Genomic DNA, 15,105 nt, shown 5'->3' with positions numbered 1-15,105 from the left:
GCGGTGGACGAGATCTTTGCTCGTTCCGGTGGTGGCGCGTTGCAGTTGAACACGCCGATGCAGCGGTTCTGGCGTGACGCGCATGCCGGTCTCGCGCACGCGATCCACGTACCCGGTTCCATCTTCCACGCGTCGACGCTCTCGCAGCTCGGTGGCGAACCGCAGGGCATCCACCGCTCGATGATCTAGTCCCACAATCACTCTCGAAGCAAGGACGGTTAGGCATGACTGAAATTCGGGGCCTGGGGTATCTCAGGATCCAAACGCAGGACGTGGCTCGCTGGCGCGAGCTCGTGGTCGACGGACTCGGCCTCGCGGTCGGTAGTGGCCCGGAAGCCGACGGCCTCTACTTGCGCCTGGACGAGCGTCGTGCGCGACTGATTGTCCTGCCCGGTGAGACGGACAAGGCCCTCGCAGTGGGCTGGGAAGTGCGAGATCAGTTCGCGCTCCAGCGTGTTCGTGAAGAGGTCGAGAAGGCCGGAGTCGAGGTCGAGGTTCTTTCCGAGGTCGACGCCAGCTACCGCGATGCCGAGCAGGTCATCGCATTCGACGATCCCAACGGCAACCGTGTCGAGGTCTTCTTCGGACCGGTACTCGACCACAGCCCGTTGGTCACCCCGCACGGCGGCCGCTTTGTCACCGGTGATCAGGGACTCGGCCATGTGGTGCTTCCGGTTACGCGTTTCGACGAGGCGTACACCTTCTACACCGAGGTGCTCGGATTCCTCCCGCGCGGTTCCATCCGTCTCGGCGGAATCGATGCGCCGCCGCCGGCTCGCCGCGTTCGCTTCATGGGTGTCAACCAGCGCCACCACAGCCTGGCGCTGTGCCCGGCGCCGCCGGTTGACGAACCCGGTCTCGTGCATCTGATGATGGAAGCCGAGACTCTCGACGCCGTCGGTCAGGCTCTCGATCGTGTTGCCAAGCTCGGCTTCTCGATCTCCTCGACGTTGGGTCGCCACACGAACGACAAGATGGTCTCGTTCTACGTGCGCGCACCCGGTGGCTGGGATCTCGAGTTCGGTTGTGAAGGCACGCTTGTCGACGAAACCTTCTACACCGCTGAGGAAATCACGGCGGACAGCTACTGGGGCCATGACTGGTCCGACAGTGAACCGCTGGCCGCGTTCACTCCCAAGAGCTAGTTCTGACGCAACGAAAAAGCTCGGTCCCGACGCCTGTCGGGACCGAGCTTTTTCGTGTGCTCGATCAGGAAGCTGCTGCTGCCAAACCGGTTTCGAGGTCGGCGAGGATGTCGTCGATTCCTTCGATACCGACCGCGAGGCGGACGAGCCCCGGGGTGACACCCGAAGCGAGCTGCTCCTCGGGGGTGAGCTGCGAGTGCGTCGTCGACGCGGGGTGGATGACGAGTGAGCGAACGTCACCGATGTTGGCGACGTGGCTGTGCAGCGTCAGTGCGTTGACGAACTTCTTGCCTGCGTCGACTCCGCCGGCGAGCTCGAACGCGACGATGGCGCCGGTTCCCTTGGGAGCCAGCTGCTTTCCACGCTCGTGCCAGGGTGAGGATTCCAGTCCGGCGTACGCGACCGACGTGACTTCGGCGCGGCCCTCGAGGAATTTCGCGACCTTCTGGGCGTTGGACACGTGGCGCTCGATGCGCAGGCTCAGTGTCTCGATGCCCTGCGAGATGAGGAAGGCGTTGAACGGTGCGATGGCCGAGCCGAGGTCGCGCAGAAGCTGAACGCGTGCCTTGAGGGCGTAGGCGGGTGCACCGAGGTCTGCGAAGGTGACGCCGTGGTAGCTGGGGTCGGGGGTCGTGAAGTTGGTGTGGCGTCCCTGGGTCCAGTCGAAGGTGCCGCCGTCGACGATGACGCCGGCGATCGCGGTGCCGTGTCCACCAAGGTATTTGGTGGCGGAGTGGACGACGATGTCGGCGCCGTGCTTCAGCGGCTGAATGAGGTACGGAGTTGCAACCGTGTTGTCCACGATCAGTGGGATGCCGTGTTCATGGGCGACTGCGCTGATGCCGGGGATGTCGAACACGTCGTTCTTGGGGTTGGAGATGGTTTCGCCGTAGAACGCCTTGGTGTTCGGACGGATTGCCTCACGCCAGTGATCGAGGTTGTCCGGGTCCTCGACGAAGTCGACGGTGATGCCGAGCTTGGGCAGCGTGTAGTGGAAGAGGTTGTACGTGCCGCCGTACAGGCGGGGGCTGGAGACGATGTGGTCCCCGGCCTCGGCGAGGTTGAGGATCGCGAAGGACTCGGCGGCCTGACCGGACGCAACCAGCAGAGCCGCGACTCCGCCTTCGAGAGCGGCGATGCGCTGCTCGACGGCGTCCTGCGTCGGGTTCATGATGCGGGTGTAGATGTTGCCCGGCTCGGCGAGGCCGAAGAGCGCCGCCGCATGGTCGGTGTTGTCGAAGACGTAGCTGGTGGTCTGGTAGATCGGAAGCGCTCGAGCGTTGGTAGCGCTGTCCGGGCCCTGTCCGGCGTGGACCTGCTTGGTTTCGAACGACCAATCGGCGGTCGGATCGGTGTCGACGGGGGTGTTCTCGCTCATGAATTCATACTCCGTGGTGAAGGTGGGTTGGTGCGGGTCAGGCGGTTTCGACGACTGTATGCACTGGGACGGGATTTCGGGTGAGATCGAGTACGGGGCAGTGGGCGTCGACCGTCTCCTGCAACTCGAGGTATCGCTCGCGAGTTTCCGGACCGGTCAGGGTCACCACGACGCGAACCTCGGAGAATCCCGGGCGGACGGCATCGTCGAATCCGAAGAATCCACGAACGTCGAGGTCGCCTTCTGCCCTGGCCGAGATGTCGTCGAGCGCGATACCGAGCTTGTCCGCCCACACACGGTAGGTGACCACCTGGCAGGAGAGCAGGGATGCGAGGTAGTACTCGACGGGATTGGCTGCGGTGTTCTCGCCGCCGAGGGCCGGCGGCTCGTCGACCTCGACGGTGTACTTACCGAGAGAAATGGTGCTGGCAACGGCGTCGTGCGCCTGAGCGGATGCTTTGAAGACGACGTGCGCTTTGCTTGCGTCCTTGTCGATGGCGTCGGCATTGGCTGCTACGACGGAACTCAGGTGCGAGATCGAAGCGGTGGTCATGACAGAAATATCCCCTGATCTGGGTGTACATACGAGTATCGACGTGAGCGGCGCTCACGTCGTAGGTCCGATCAGTAGATCGGACACCCGGATGTACAGACGTGCGCAAAATCGACATGGCGTCGCCGCGTCAGCAGCGTGCCCGTCTCGTATGCGCCAATTCCCGTCACGGAAGAGACTGTAACCGGTTCCCACCCTTTCCGACCAGCCCTATAGGAAATCCGTCTCGGATCGTGGTCGCTCATGTGGGCGGCAGTCCGCTCCACTGCGGCGTCCGACGGCTCGCAAAAGCGTCGAGTCCTTCGGCGATGTCCGGCGATCGGAGCACCGCGTCCTTCGCGTCGTCGGTGATGGTCCATCCGGCAGTATCGGCCTCGGCGTAGAGAGCGTCGATTGCCTTCAGGCTCAGGCTTACCGAGGTCGGAGAGGACTCGCAGATCTCGGCCGCCATCACCAGAGCCTCGTCGAGCGCCTTACCCGGGGCAGTCACTGCATTGACGACGCCGAGATCTTTGGCCCGATCGGGATCGAGAGTGCGCCCGGTGATCAGGAGTTCGCGAGCGACATTGATCGGAAGGGCACGTGGCGCCCGAAAGAGCGCACCGGACGTCGCAACCAGACCACGTTTGGTTTCGGGTAGACCGAATTGGGCTGTGGCGGAAGCGACGATCAGATCGCAGGCCAATGCGATTTCGAAGCCGCCGCCCAGCGCGTATCCCTCCACTGCGGCGATCAGAGGCTTGTTTCGCTGACGCCGAATGACGCCGTACTCACCGCCGCGAGGCATGCGAAGGTCGGCTCGCTCTCGGATATCGGTTCCGGCGCAAAAGATGTTGGGGGTTCCGGTGATGATGCCGACCCACAGAGAAGGGTCGTCGTCGAGAAGGTTCAGTGCGGCTTCGATTCCCTCGGCAGTTTCACGATTGATCGCATTACGACGTTCTTCGCGTTCGATCCTGACGATGAGAACGCGGTCGTGGCGTTCTGTGGAAACAGTCGACATAATTGGACTGTAGTCCATCTATCGAAGGAGTGGTGCGTCAACTGGCGAGACCGACATTGGACACATTCCGGACTGTGGCGAAGACTGTGTCCTGAGGCGGAGAAAGGCAGGTCGACGTGATTTCCAAACGAGAACAGAACAAGCGCGATACCAACGACAGGTTGCTCTTAGCTGCTCGAATTCTGTTCTCGGCAAAGGGTTTCGCCAGCACGACCGTCGACGACATCGCCGAGCGAGCCGAGGTGTCGCGAGCCACCTTCTTCAATTACTTCCAGGGCAAGGACTCGGTTCTCGAGGCGCTGCACAGTGATCATCTCGATCAGCTTGCGGCACTGGTGGATCAGCTCATGGAATCTCCGATGCCGACCTCTGATCGGATCTCCCGGATTTTTCAGGACTTTGCGCAACAAGCGATCATGCATCCGCGCTATCTGCGCATGGTGACTGCAGAACTCGAGCGCGACTTCGCCTCCTCCGGAGCGGGGGCGGCACACGATCATCGGTTCCATGTGGAACTTCTGCGGATCGTCACTGCCGGTATCGAAGCCGGCGAAGTGAGATCGGACTACCCGCCGCTGTTTCTCGCGCAGATGATCGGCGGTACGTACGGAGCGTTGGTCCGCTTCTGGCGGCAAGACGCCGATTACGACGTGGTCGGCGAATTCGATCGCGGTGCCAGGTACGTCGCGGAAGGCATCGCTGCTCGCTGAGCCGACTCAGGACGTGGTGCCGGCTCAGGGTGTGGGCACTACCAGGGGCAGCATCTGCTGGACGCTCTCCGAAAGATAGTTCGCGGCAGTCTGATCACCGGACAGGTGGCGAAGAAGACTCTGCTGGAACAGGCCGTCGAAGATCGCGTACATCGCCGGCGAGGTGACCGAGGGCTCCACGTCGAGAAGCTCGGCATAGCGAGAGACGATGCGCCAGATCATGTTTTCGAGACTCTCGTCGATCGCGGCCACGTCGGTTCGGAACGACTCCTCGAACATCGACTGCGCGCGCAGGTCGTACCAGAGGCGGTGCATCGTCGGCTCGTCGATCATGGTCTCGGCGAGCAGCGCGCCGAAACCCGTTTTCAGTTCCTCCGGCGTCTGAGCGGTGGCGACGATGCCGTCGTAGCGGGTGACGCAGCGTGCCTTGTAGTGGCGCACGCAGTGGGTGATGAGATCGACCTTGTCGCTGAAGTAGTAGTGCAGGACGCCGTGGGAGAACTCCGAATTCTGGGCGATTTCGCGCAGGCTCGTGCGTGCGTAGCCCAGTTCGGCCAGCGTTTGCAGTGCGGCCTCGGCCAGTTGATCACGTCGCTCGGAGAATTTGTCGACCTGACGACGTGACACCTTGTCTGCGTTGGACCGCTTCTCCGAAGAGACAGGAACCGCCTTTTTTCCTGCCCCACTTGGCTTCTCGACTGTCGTGGTCACGATGGCACGTCCTGTTCCCTGCGGTTTCCACAGCGGCACGATCGCCGCGTCCGAATCAGTGTAACCCCTGGTCTTTGACGAGCGTGTAACAAAATCTTGACAGTCGTCAAGATTTCTCTTGACACTCGTCCAAAGTTGAATACTCTGTGACTCACACCACTTGGCAGCGTCGCTGTGAACGGTGGCATCGCGAGAGTCGTTTCAGTCATGGAGGCAGTCGAAAATGAGCGTGTTTGATCTCGAGGGACGAAAAGCACTGGTCACAGGTGGTGCCAAGGGGCTCGGAGCCGGAATGGCTGAGGCGTTGGCGAAGGCGGGGGCGTCGGTGATGATCGGCGATGTTCTCGAAGACGAAGGTCGTGCCACCGCAGAGGCCGTTGGTTCGGGCGGAGTCAAAACCGGGTTCGTAAAGCTGGACGTCACCGACGACGCCAACTGGGAAGAGGCAGTCGCCGCCACCGCGGAGACTCTCGGCGGCTTCGACATCCTCGTCAACAACGCAGGCATCGAGATTTCCTCGCTGGTGGTTGACCTCGATCCGGGCGACATCCGCCGTATGTGTGAGGTCAACATCCTCGGAACAGCGCTCGGAACCAAACACGGACTGCGCAGCATGCGTCCGGGTGGCGTAGCCGGAACCGGCGGCTCCATCATCAACATCTCTTCAGTGGCCGCAACCATTCCGTTTCCCGGGATAAGTGGATACTCCGCGACCAAGTCCGCGGTCGATCGCTTCACCAGAGTTGCCGCCGCCGAGTCGGGCAAGCTCGGCTACGGAGTCCGCGTCAACTGCATCTACCCGGGCCTCGTCGCCACGGAGATGGGTCTCGGACTCGCGGCGGACATGGAGAAGCTCGGCCTGTGGCCCAGTGCCGAAGCGGCAGTCGGCGACGTCATCGGTCTCACCCCGCTCGGCCGCCTCGGTGAAGTGAACGACATGGCTGACGCCGTGGTGTTCTTGTCCTCCGACGCCGCGCGATTCATCACCGGAATCGGCCTACCGGTCGACGGTGGTATGGGCATGTAACTGCCCTCCCCATTCGTACGTACACCCTTCTCACGTCTTCGAAAGGTTCCACGAACATGTCCGAAAAGAAGCCAGTCATCGTCTACGGAGTCTCCGGGTACACCGGCCGTCTGGTGTGTGAATACCTGCGCGAGTTCAACATCCCGTTCATCGCAGCCGGCCGCGATGCCGCTCGAATCCAAGAGGTCCTCGACAAGATCCCCGGTTTGGACACCGTCGATCACGAGGTCGTCGAGGTCGAGCACACGGTCGAGGCTCTGACCGAATTGTTCACCGGCGCACAGGTTGTCAGCAACATGGTCGGGCCGTTCATCAAGCTTGGCGGCACCGTCGTCGAGGCTGCGTTGAATGCCGGTTGCCACTACATGGACACCACCGGTGAGCAGGACTGGGTACTCGACGTCCAGGAGAAATTCGGCGACAAGTACCAGCAGAAGGGTCTGCTTCTCTCGCCCGGTATCGCGCAGATGTACACCACCGGTGAGATCGCGGCCAACATCGCACTGGAAACGCCGGGTCTCGATACGCTCGACATTCTCGTGCTGTGGAAGGGATTTCCCACCTACGCCTCCACTCAGACGATCTTCACCATCCTCAAGGCGAACTGGTACTACCTCGAGCAGAACAAGTACGTGCAGTGGGCGCCCGGCCAGACTTTCGACGTCGTCGTTCCCGGCCAGCACGAAACTGCGCTTGCATTGCCGTGGGGCGGAACTTGCCACCCCGTGTGGTTCAAGAACGATCCGCGAGTTTCCAACGTCAAGGCTGCGGGCGGGGTGTTCGACCGCACCGTGATGGAAGGTGTTGTCGCGACACAGAAGATCGTGGAGGAGCAGATCAAGACCCTGCCCGCCGACGAGCAGGAAGCCGCCTTGGCCGAGATCGCCGGTTCGGTTCAGGCGGGTATGCCCCCTCGTGAAAATCCGCGCATCAACACCTCACTCGACTCCGTCTACGCGTCGGGACCGCTGGGTCGCTCGCACGTCGTGATCCACGGAAACTGCAACTACAAGCAGACGGGCCTCCTGCACGCTTATGCAGCGCATTCGTTGCTTCAGCAGGCGCCCAAGAGGACCGGGCTTGCCTCGGCCTGCCAGGCGTTCGGCCATCGCGAACTACTCGGCGCGCTGCGTAGTTTCGGGCTGGCTCTGGAGCCGGAAGTAACCATCAACGCCTAGCTCGTCGCCCTCGTCATCATGTTCACGGCTCCCGGCGTGCATCGCGCCGGGAGCCCCGCCCTGGAGGCTCCCCATGCGTTTGACCGACTATCTCGACAAGGGAGCCTCTCTTGGTTCCACCGCACCGTGTTTGACGATGGGGGAGCGCACTCTCTCCTACGGCGAGGTGCAACAGTTCAGCCGACGCTTCGCAGCTTCGCTCGCTGCTTCGGGCATCGCGGCGGGCGAGAAGGTCGCGATTCTGTCCGGCAATGACCCGATCTCGTTCTCCTGCGTATTCGGTATCAGTAGGGCTGGCGCGGTCTGGTGCCCGATCAACCCCCGCAACGAAGCTGCGGAGAACCGAGACCTGTTGGATCTGTTCGATTGTCGCGCTCTGTTCTTCCAGAAGTCCTATGCGCCGCTTGTCGACCAGATCAAGGACGCGCTTCCACAGTTGGTGACGCTCGTCTGTATCGACGGCGAATGGGATTCGGCACAGTCCCTCGAAAGCTGGCTCGGGGAAGAAGAACTCGACGCCGCGGCGCCCGACGACGTCACCATGCTGGTCGGTACCGGTGGTACGACGGGCCGCCCCAAAGGCGTGATGTTGACCGGGCACAACATCGAGACGATGACCGCAATCACTTTGATGAGTTATCCATTCGAGGGGCGCCCGGTGTATCTGGCGTTGGCGCCGTTGACTCACGCCGCCGGTGTTTTGTGCTTCCCGATCATGGCCCTCGGCGGCGAAGTGGTGATCATGCCGAAGCCCGATCTCGGGTACTTCCTCGCGAACGTTCAGAAGCACAAGGTGACTCACACCTTCCTGCCGCCGACGCTCATCTACATGTTGCTCGAGCACGAGGACCTCGCGGTAACGGATCGTAGCTCGCTGCAGTGTTTCTGGTACGGCGCGGCACCGATCTCCCCGACCAGGCTAGAGGAGGCGATCGACAAGATCGGACCGGTCATGGCTCAGCTGTTCGGGCAGAGTGAAGCCCCCATGATGATCTCGACGATGTCACCGAAGGAGCATTTCGGCCCGGACGGCACTGTCGCAACGTCACGACTTTCGTCGGCGGGTCGACCGTCGCCGCTGGTGACCGTGGGGATCATGGACGACAAAGGCGCGCTGCTCGGACGTGGCGAGCGTGGTGAGGTGGTGATTCGCAGTTCGTTGGTGATGGCGGGTTATTACAAGAACTCCGACGCAACCGCGGAAGCGTCAGCCCACGGCTGGCATCACACCGGCGACATCGGGTACCTGGACGAGGACAATTTCCTGTTCATCGTCGATCGTGCGAAGGACATGATCATCACCGGCGGTTTCAACGTCTATTCGGTCGAGGTGGAGCAGGCACTCATGGCGTATCCGGGGATTCAGGACTGCGGAGTGATCGGGTTGCCGGACGACAAGTGGGGCGAACGTGTTGTGGCAGTGGTGCAGCCACACCTCGGCGCAGACATCGACGGCGCCGAGGTGATGGCTTTCGTGAAGTCTCGCATCGGAAGTGTGAAGACTCCGAAGCAAGTCATCGTCTGGGACGATCTACCTCGCTCCAAGGTCGGCAAAGTTCTCAAGAACGAGATCAAAAGCGAGCTGACTGGCTGAATACCCCCGGAACGCCTATGTTTCACCGCGCGGAGTGCCTGTCGAAACCGACAGGCACTCCGCCTTCTTGTCACCGCGGCCGGTCGATTGCTCACGAATCGAGTACCGATCATCGGGAATCGTGTCTGTGAAGTTCGAATCGCGACCCGCATCGTCTCTGTGTCAGCCATCACAATGATGTGTTCGAATGAGTACGAGGTGAATCATGCGTCACGAAAGAACAGTCACCGAGCAACTTCCCCTTCCGGCCAGGACCGTCCGGAAGGTCATGCTCCGCTTCATGCCGGTCATCGGATTGGCATACATCGTCCTGTATCTCGACCGATTGAACATCGGCGTTGCAGCATTGACGATGAACAAAGAACTCGGAATATCGGCCTCGATGTTCGGGTTTGCGGCCGGAATCTATTTCTGGAGTTACACGATCTGCGAACCCCCGAGCAACTACATCCTCACAAAGGTCGGTGCGCGGCGCTGGATCACACGAATCATGATCACGTGGGGCGTGGTCACCATCGGAACCGCGTTCGTTCAGGGTGCCAGCGGATTGGTGGCAGCACGATTCCTGTTGGGTATTGCCGAAGCCGGCTTTTCGCCCGGCATGCTGTTCTTCGTCTCGAAGTGGTTCCCGAATCGGGATCGAGGCAAAGCAATGGCGTGGATCGTGACCTTCATCTGTATCTCCGGCCTGGGTACTCCGATCACCACACACCTGATGGCTATCGACGGCTTTCTCGGGCTTTCCGGATGGCGATGGGTATTCATTCTCACCGGCGTCCCCGCCGTGGTCATGGCGTTTGTGATCTACAAGGTTCTGCGGGACAAGCCTTCCGAGGCGGAGTTCCTCTCCGAGGAAGAACGCGGTTGGCTCACCGATACGCTCGAGTCGGAGGCGCAAGAGCGCGAAGCGGTCGTCGGTAAGCACAGCTTCCTCCAGGGACTCGTGCACCCACGAGTACTGGTGTTGATCGCCGTGTTCATCTGTTTCACATTCAGCCTCAACGGTTTCCAGATTTGGATGCCGCAGATTTACGCGCAATTCGGGATGAGCACCAATCAGATCGGATGGGTTGCCGCACTACCTGCACTGATTGCGATCGGACCGATGATCTGGTGGACGCGCCATTCGGACCGCGCCGGAGAGCGCCCCGTGCACTTCGCCATCGCCGCATCGGTCGCAGCACTCGGTTTTGCTATTGCTGCGCTGTTCTTCACCACACCGGTTGTCGCCATCTTCGGATTCTGCATCGCCGGGATCGGTCTCTACAGTTCGATGAGCATCTTCATCACCATGCCTTCGAGCTTCCTTACCGGCGCTGCCTTGGCGGCAGGTTTCGGTGTCATCAACGGAATGGGTAACCTCGGAGGCTATTTCGGTCCACAGGTCACCGGCTGGATCAAGGACGCGACCAACAGTTTCACACCGGCAATCGGGGTGTACTCCGCGGTGCTGGCGACGGCAGCATTGATCGTGCTGCTGCTCAAGGTGATCACCAGAAAGGCCGACAAGGCCAACGCCCAACTGACTCTGGATTACCGGGCGGAGCGCGACGCCGGAACCTTGGTTGCACCTGAGCAGGTTTGAGCCGAGTCTCGGCCCGAAAGATTCCCGATCAAGGGGAATTCTTCATTCTTCAGGCGAGCATGCGCAGGACATCATCACTTATCAGGATCACAGTCGTCGACCGTGGTTTCGTCGGCAACGAACAAACGAGGACTTCGTGAGTAGATACTTCGGGCCTTTGCGCCAATTGGGTTTTGTGGTCAACGACATCGACAGTGCGCTGAAGCATTGGATCGACGTTGTCGGCGTTGGCCCCTTCTTCTTCGTGGAGGACCAACCGTTGAACGACTTCGTCTTCCGTGGCAAGTCGAGTGCGCCTCGATTCAGTGTGGCGCTCGCGCACAGCGGAAGCGCGCAGATCGAGCTGATTCAACAACACAACGATGAGCCGTCGGCATTTCGCGAGTTCGCCGATCGCGGGCTCGAAGGACTTCAACATGTTGCCTACTGGACAACGGATTTCGATCGATATATGGAGGAATCCAAGAACCGAGGGCTCGTCGAATTGCAGAGTGGTAGGTCCGGTAGTGGCGCTCCGGACGAGCGATTCGTGTACTACGAGGACGGCCCGTATCCGGGAACAGTCATCGAAATCTCGGAGGTCAGCGGAAGGAAGGGTGATCTGTTTCGCGCAGTCGAGGCTGCATCGAAGGAGTGGGACGGGTCGAATCCCATTCGCGACATGAGGAAGGTGCTGTAGTCGTGAGTAGGAAGGTAGCGATCGTCACTGGTGGCGCATCGGGGATCGGCCTGGCAACGTGCAAACGATTCGCCGACTTGGGTTGGAATGTCATCTCTGCCGACCTGTCGCATACATCCGGAGACACTGCGCCAGAACCAGATACACGGACAGTCGGCGTTCGAGTGGATGTCACCGATGAGGGGGATATCCGACGGCTTCGCGACGTCGCCGAAAAGCTGTTCGGTCGTGTCGACACGGTTGTGACCTCGGCGGGAACCGCGGACAACGCGCCGATCCGGCACACCACACCCGATCGATTCAGGCGAACCCTCGAGCTGAACCTCGTTTCCACGTTTGCGGTGGTCAGGGAGTTCGTGGATCTGCTCGCCGGAGATGGCGGCGGATCGGTGGTGACAATTGCCTCGGTTTCCGGCCTACGCGGCAGCGTAGACCGTGCCGCGTATTCCGCCTCGAAAGGTGGCGTGGTCGCGTTGACCACACAACTCGCGATCGAGCTCGCCGGCGAGGGGATCCGAGTCAATTGTGTTGCACCGGGTTCGACGCGGACACCGCTTGCAAGTCGGGCCCAGAGCCCTGAAATGCAGAGCGCCATCTTGCAGTCGATCCCGTTGAGCCGTTACGCGGAGCCGGCTGAGATTGCCGAAGTCGTGACCTTTGTCGCTGGTCCCGGCGCCGGTTTCGTGACGGGTCAGACGTGGACGGTCGACGGAGGTCAGTCGATGACAGCCGGTTGGAATCTTGCGAAGGAGCGACATGACTCTTGACGCAACGTCCAATACAACGGAGAAACCGGTAATCATCGGAGTGCACGTCAACGAGAACACCATGCGCGCACCCAATCCCCACATTCCGTGGACGCCCAGCGAAATAGCCGACACTGCTCGCGCTTGTGAGGATGCGGGGGCGTCGTTGATGCATTTTCACGGTCGAGCCGTGGACGGCGGCGTGGATCACTCGGCGGCGACCTACGGAGAGATCGTCGAGCGGGTTCGGGCGGTATCGAATCTGCTGCTTGCGCCGTCGATGGCCAATGTTCCCGGCTACACGATAGATGAGCGGCTGTCGAATCTTGCCCCGAACCAAAGTGATCCGAAACGACGTTCCGACTTCTTGGTCGTCGATATGGGCTGTGCGGCGATGGACTTGATCGATGCGACGACAGGCTTGTTCGCAACCGATTCCAGGGTCTTCGTCAACGACACTCGAACACAGATCGAGTTACTTTCGCGCGCTGGTGAATTGGGTCTGGTGCCGTATCAGACGTCATTCAACGTGAGTTGGACGCGCGCGATCTTCGCCCACGCAAGGGTGCGGAATCCGTCGTCACCATTGGTGATCGCTTTCATTCTCGGTGGTGACGAGTTTCCGGCTGCACATCCGGCGACAGCAGCAGGGCTACGTGCGCAACTGGACCTCCTGCCGACTGATCTTCCAGTGGAGTGGATCGTCTCGGCCTACCGAGGCAATGTTCTTGCAGCAGCGGAGGAGTCGATCAAGCGCGGGGGCCATGTAGCAATCGGTGCCGGTGACTACCACTACGAAGAACTGGGATACCCCTCCACACCTGATCTGGTCGCCGAAGTTGTTTCGATCGCTCGGCGGTACGGGCGTGAACCCGCAAGTCCTGATCAGGCACGTCGAATTCTAGGGGTGGATGTCCATGCGAGTAGTTGAAACCGAAGGTGCCGAACCTACTTTGGTTCATTCCTCTAACGGAAAGAGAGTGTGGATCATGGATTCGATTGCGTTTGCTTCCTCGGCTCAGGCCGGTGATGTGATCGTGACCGGATCACACGGAGGGACGAGTGCTGGAGAGTACGCCGTCGGGTTCGGGGTTCGTGTTGTGGTGTGCAATGACGCCGGCATAGGGAAGAACAAGGCAGGAATCGCAGGTTTGGCTGCGATCGACGCCCAGAAGATCGTCGGCATTGCAGTCGGACACGAGAGTTCGCGTATCGGAGATGGCAAGGACGTGTGGGAGTGCGGCATCGTGACGTATGCCAATCCGACTGCAGTCGCAGCGGGTGTGCGTGTGGGCAGCCGCGTTTCCGAAGAAGTGCTGGCACTGATAGAGAGGAGCGTCGACTGATGTTTCGGAACATTGTCGGTGTGGAGAACGGTAGACAGATTGTCGTCATGGACAGTATGTCGCAGATCGAACGGTCGGACCGCGACCGCATCGTCGTTGCGGCATCCAACGGAGGTCAAGAGTCAGGGCGGATGGCGATTGCGACGGGCTGTGCGTTGGCTGTGCTGAACGATGCCGGAATCGGCAAGGACAACGCGGGGATCATCGGAATCGTCCGCATGGGAGATTCGGGACTTGCCGGCGTAGCGGTCAGTCACGACTCTGCCGAGATCAGCAATGGAATGGATATGTGGCACAACGGAACTGTTTCGTATGTCAACGAGCCCGCAGCGGCGGCTGGGATACGGGTCGGTGACAACGTTCGCACGTGTGTGAGTGCGTTTGCGGTTCGCTTCCCTGTCGGCCCAATGTCGGCGTCCGAGAGTTCGTCATGATCGGCCATGTGGTCAACCGGCCCGAGGATGTAGTCCGCGAAGCGCTCGAAGGACTTCAGATCCTGCACCCGGAAATGCTCTCCTACCACCGAGATCCGTTGTTTGTGACTCGCGCGGTTGTCGCCCGAGACAAAGTTGTGTTGGTCTCAGGTGGCGGGGCCGGGCATGAGCCGTTACACGCGGAGTTCGTCGGATCCGGCATGTTGGACGCCGCAGTTCCTGGGTCGGTCTTCGCCAGTCCCACAGCCTTTCAGATCCGTGCTGCGGTCAATGCTGTCGAGACCGGACGGGGTGCACTTCTCATCGTGAAGAACTACACCGGAGACAAACTGAATTTCTCGATCGCGGCCGAGTTACTCGGAACTGAGCGGCAAGTGGAGATCGTGATGGTCGACGACGACCTCGCGACGACGACTGCAGACGAGGGTGGACCTGGACGTCGTGGTACCGCTGCGGTAATCGCCGTGGAGAAGATTTGTGGGGCGGCCGCGGAACGGCACTGGGCGCTTTCCGAGATCGCTGACCTGGGGCGCCGGGTGGTGGCGGCGTCGGCGACGTTGGGTGCAGCTTTCCGCTCGTGCACGGCTCCCGGACAGGATCGTCCGTCCTTCGAACTGGCGCCGGGGGAGATGGAGTTCGGCATCGGAATCCATGGCGAGCGTGGACGTGAGACGCGTCCGACGGTTCCTGCCGCCGAACTCGTGGCGCAGTTGTCGGAGCCGATCCTCGATGCTGTCGGGGTGGAGCGCGGGGATGGTGTGATAGCGATAGTGAATGGGCTAGGGGCAACACATGGACTCGAATTATCGATTGCCACTGCAGAATTGAAGTCTTTCCTCGGGGATGCCGGTATCGGTTTGGATCGGGTGATTGCAGGTTCTTTCGTCACTGCATTGGATATGCACGGGCTCTCTATCACCCTTCTCCGTTCGACCGAGGAGTTTGTGGATCTCTGGGATGCAACGGTACGCACTCCCGCTCTCGCTTGGTAACTCGAATATGCACTACTGAAAAGA

General features: G+C 60.8%; 16 protein-coding genes and 1 pseudogene. 13 read left to right on the top strand and 4 right to left on the bottom strand.

Annotation, left to right across the window (positions count from 1 at the left end; all coding sequences use genetic code 11):
• Both B0E55_RS10190 and bphC read left to right on the top strand, forming a co-directional pair.
• Positions 1 to 189, top strand: a pseudogene (locus B0E55_RS10190) (hydroxylase); the annotation flags it as partial.
• A gap of 35 nt (positions 190 to 224) precedes the next feature.
• Entirely contained in the window at positions 225 to 1,145 is a 921-nt protein-coding gene (gene bphC, locus B0E55_RS10185) for a biphenyl-2,3-diol 1,2-dioxygenase (protein WP_020909199.1), read from the top strand.
• 64 nt (positions 1,146 to 1,209) lie between these two features.
• Here the strand turns inward: bphC and B0E55_RS10180 are convergent, their stop codons facing one another.
• The 3 genes from B0E55_RS10180 to B0E55_RS10170 all read right to left on the bottom strand — a co-directional run bounded on the left by B0E55_RS10180 (position 1,210) and on the right by B0E55_RS10170 (position 4,079).
• Entirely contained in the window at positions 1,210 to 2,523 is a 1,314-nt protein-coding gene (locus B0E55_RS10180; RefSeq protein WP_019745377.1) for a bifunctional o-acetylhomoserine/o-acetylserine sulfhydrylase, read from the bottom strand.
• Positions 2,524 to 2,560: 37 nt separating this feature from the next.
• The gene (locus B0E55_RS10175) at positions 2,561 to 3,076 is read right to left on the bottom strand and encodes an OsmC family protein (protein ID WP_019745376.1); all 516 of its coding nucleotides are present in this window, start codon (positions 3,074 to 3,076) and stop codon (positions 2,561 to 2,563) included.
• Between the two features lie 241 nt (positions 3,077 to 3,317).
• Entirely contained in the window at positions 3,318 to 4,079 is a 762-nt protein-coding gene (locus B0E55_RS10170; protein ID WP_029537047.1) for an enoyl-CoA hydratase-related protein, read from the bottom strand.
• Between the two features lie 116 nt (positions 4,080 to 4,195).
• Here B0E55_RS10170 and B0E55_RS10165 point away from each other — a divergent pair, with 116 nt between their 5' ends.
• Positions 4,196 to 4,789, top strand: coding sequence for a TetR/AcrR family transcriptional regulator (locus B0E55_RS10165; protein WP_019745374.1), 594 nt, complete (start codon positions 4,196 to 4,198; stop codon positions 4,787 to 4,789).
• A 24-nt stretch (positions 4,790 to 4,813) separates the two neighbouring features.
• On the opposite strand, the gene B0E55_RS10160 is transcribed toward B0E55_RS10165, so the two are convergent.
• Positions 4,814 to 5,416 carry a TetR/AcrR family transcriptional regulator gene (locus B0E55_RS10160; RefSeq protein ID WP_020909198.1) on the bottom strand — a complete coding sequence of 201 codons (603 nt, stop codon included), beginning with the start codon at positions 5,414 to 5,416 and terminating at the stop codon, positions 4,814 to 4,816.
• A 307-nt stretch (positions 5,417 to 5,723) separates the two neighbouring features.
• Between B0E55_RS10160 and B0E55_RS10155 the strand changes: the two genes are divergently transcribed.
• The 10 genes from B0E55_RS10155 to B0E55_RS32165 all read left to right on the top strand — a co-directional run bounded on the left by B0E55_RS10155 (position 5,724) and on the right by B0E55_RS32165 (position 15,081).
• The gene (locus tag B0E55_RS10155; protein WP_019745372.1) at positions 5,724 to 6,527 is read left to right on the top strand and encodes an SDR family NAD(P)-dependent oxidoreductase; all 804 of its coding nucleotides are present in this window, start codon (positions 5,724 to 5,726) and stop codon (positions 6,525 to 6,527) included.
• A 56-nt stretch (positions 6,528 to 6,583) separates the two neighbouring features.
• On the top strand, positions 6,584 to 7,705 hold the full coding sequence (locus B0E55_RS10150; protein WP_080909646.1) for a DUF5938 domain-containing protein: 1,122 nt from the start codon (positions 6,584 to 6,586) through the stop codon (positions 7,703 to 7,705).
• Between the two features lie 73 nt (positions 7,706 to 7,778).
• Positions 7,779 to 9,299 carry an AMP-binding protein gene (locus tag B0E55_RS10145; RefSeq protein WP_019745370.1) on the top strand — a complete coding sequence of 507 codons (1,521 nt, stop codon included), beginning with the start codon at positions 7,779 to 7,781 and terminating at the stop codon, positions 9,297 to 9,299.
• Positions 9,300 to 9,504: 205 nt separating this feature from the next.
• Complete coding sequence (locus B0E55_RS10140) at positions 9,505 to 10,884, top strand: MFS transporter (protein WP_019745369.1); 1,380 nt, start codon at positions 9,505 to 9,507, stop codon at positions 10,882 to 10,884.
• A gap of 136 nt (positions 10,885 to 11,020) precedes the next feature.
• The gene (locus B0E55_RS10135; protein WP_024488162.1) at positions 11,021 to 11,563 is read left to right on the top strand and encodes a VOC family protein; all 543 of its coding nucleotides are present in this window, start codon (positions 11,021 to 11,023) and stop codon (positions 11,561 to 11,563) included.
• Positions 11,564 to 11,565: 2 nt separating this feature from the next.
• Positions 11,566 to 12,330, top strand: coding sequence for an SDR family NAD(P)-dependent oxidoreductase (locus tag B0E55_RS10130; RefSeq protein ID WP_019745367.1), 765 nt, complete (start codon positions 11,566 to 11,568; stop codon positions 12,328 to 12,330).
• On the top strand, positions 12,320 to 13,240 hold the full coding sequence (locus B0E55_RS10125; protein ID WP_019745366.1) for a 3-keto-5-aminohexanoate cleavage protein: 921 nt from the start codon (positions 12,320 to 12,322) through the stop codon (positions 13,238 to 13,240). The genes B0E55_RS10130 and B0E55_RS10125 overlap by 11 nt, the downstream gene beginning before the upstream one ends.
• 58 nt (positions 13,241 to 13,298) lie before the next feature.
• Positions 13,299 to 13,655: a hypothetical protein gene (locus tag B0E55_RS10120; protein ID WP_127160019.1), complete on the top strand. Its 357-nt coding sequence runs from the start codon at positions 13,299 to 13,301 to the stop codon at positions 13,653 to 13,655.
• 47 nt (positions 13,656 to 13,702) lie between these two features.
• On the top strand, positions 13,703 to 14,089 hold the full coding sequence (locus B0E55_RS10115; RefSeq protein ID WP_241896044.1) for a hypothetical protein: 387 nt from the start codon (positions 13,703 to 13,705) through the stop codon (positions 14,087 to 14,089).
• Positions 14,086 to 15,081 (top strand): dihydroxyacetone kinase subunit DhaK, encoded by a 996-nt coding sequence (locus B0E55_RS32165; RefSeq protein WP_029537040.1) that lies wholly within the window; start codon positions 14,086 to 14,088, stop codon positions 15,079 to 15,081. The genes B0E55_RS10115 and B0E55_RS32165 overlap by 4 nt, the downstream gene beginning before the upstream one ends.
• Positions 15,082 to 15,105: the final 24 nt, after the last annotated feature.

This window comes from Rhodococcus sp. 66b, from assembly GCF_002076325.1.
Classification (GTDB): Bacteria; Actinomycetota; Actinomycetes; order Mycobacteriales; family Mycobacteriaceae; genus Rhodococcus_F; species Rhodococcus_F erythropolis.
The sequence above is the reverse complement of the archived record's forward strand: the minus strand, read 5'-3'. Positions and strand labels throughout refer to the sequence as shown.

Bases quoted from the DNA above. Each gene is read 5' to 3' on its own strand.
- bphC (WP_020909199.1), top strand. From the start codon at position 225: ATGACTGAAATTCGGGGCCTGGGGTATCTCAGGATCCAAACGCAGGAC.
- B0E55_RS10175 (WP_019745376.1), bottom strand. From the start codon at position 3,076: ATGACCACCGCTTCGATCTCGCACCTGAGTTCCGTCGTAGCAGCCAAT.
- B0E55_RS10170 (WP_029537047.1), bottom strand. From the start codon at position 4,079: ATGTCGACTGTTTCCACAGAACGCCACGACCGCGTTCTCATCGTCAGG.
- B0E55_RS10140 (WP_019745369.1), top strand. From the start codon at position 9,505: ATGCGTCACGAAAGAACAGTCACCGAGCAACTTCCCCTTCCGGCCAGG.
- B0E55_RS10155 (WP_019745372.1), top strand. From the start codon at position 5,724: ATGAGCGTGTTTGATCTCGAGGGACGAAAAGCACTGGTCACAGGTGGT.
- B0E55_RS10180 (WP_019745377.1), bottom strand. From the start codon at position 2,523: ATGAGCGAGAACACCCCCGTCGACACCGATCCGACCGCCGATTGGTCG.
- B0E55_RS10115 (WP_241896044.1), top strand. From the start codon at position 13,703: ATGGACAGTATGTCGCAGATCGAACGGTCGGACCGCGACCGCATCGTC.
- B0E55_RS10150 (WP_080909646.1), top strand. From the start codon at position 6,584: ATGTCCGAAAAGAAGCCAGTCATCGTCTACGGAGTCTCCGGGTACACC.
- B0E55_RS10120 (WP_127160019.1), top strand. From the start codon at position 13,299: ATGGATTCGATTGCGTTTGCTTCCTCGGCTCAGGCCGGTGATGTGATC.
- B0E55_RS10145 (WP_019745370.1), top strand. From the start codon at position 7,779: ATGCGTTTGACCGACTATCTCGACAAGGGAGCCTCTCTTGGTTCCACC.
- B0E55_RS32165 (WP_029537040.1), top strand. From the start codon at position 14,086: ATGATCGGCCATGTGGTCAACCGGCCCGAGGATGTAGTCCGCGAAGCG.
- B0E55_RS10125 (WP_019745366.1), top strand. From the start codon at position 12,320: ATGACTCTTGACGCAACGTCCAATACAACGGAGAAACCGGTAATCATC.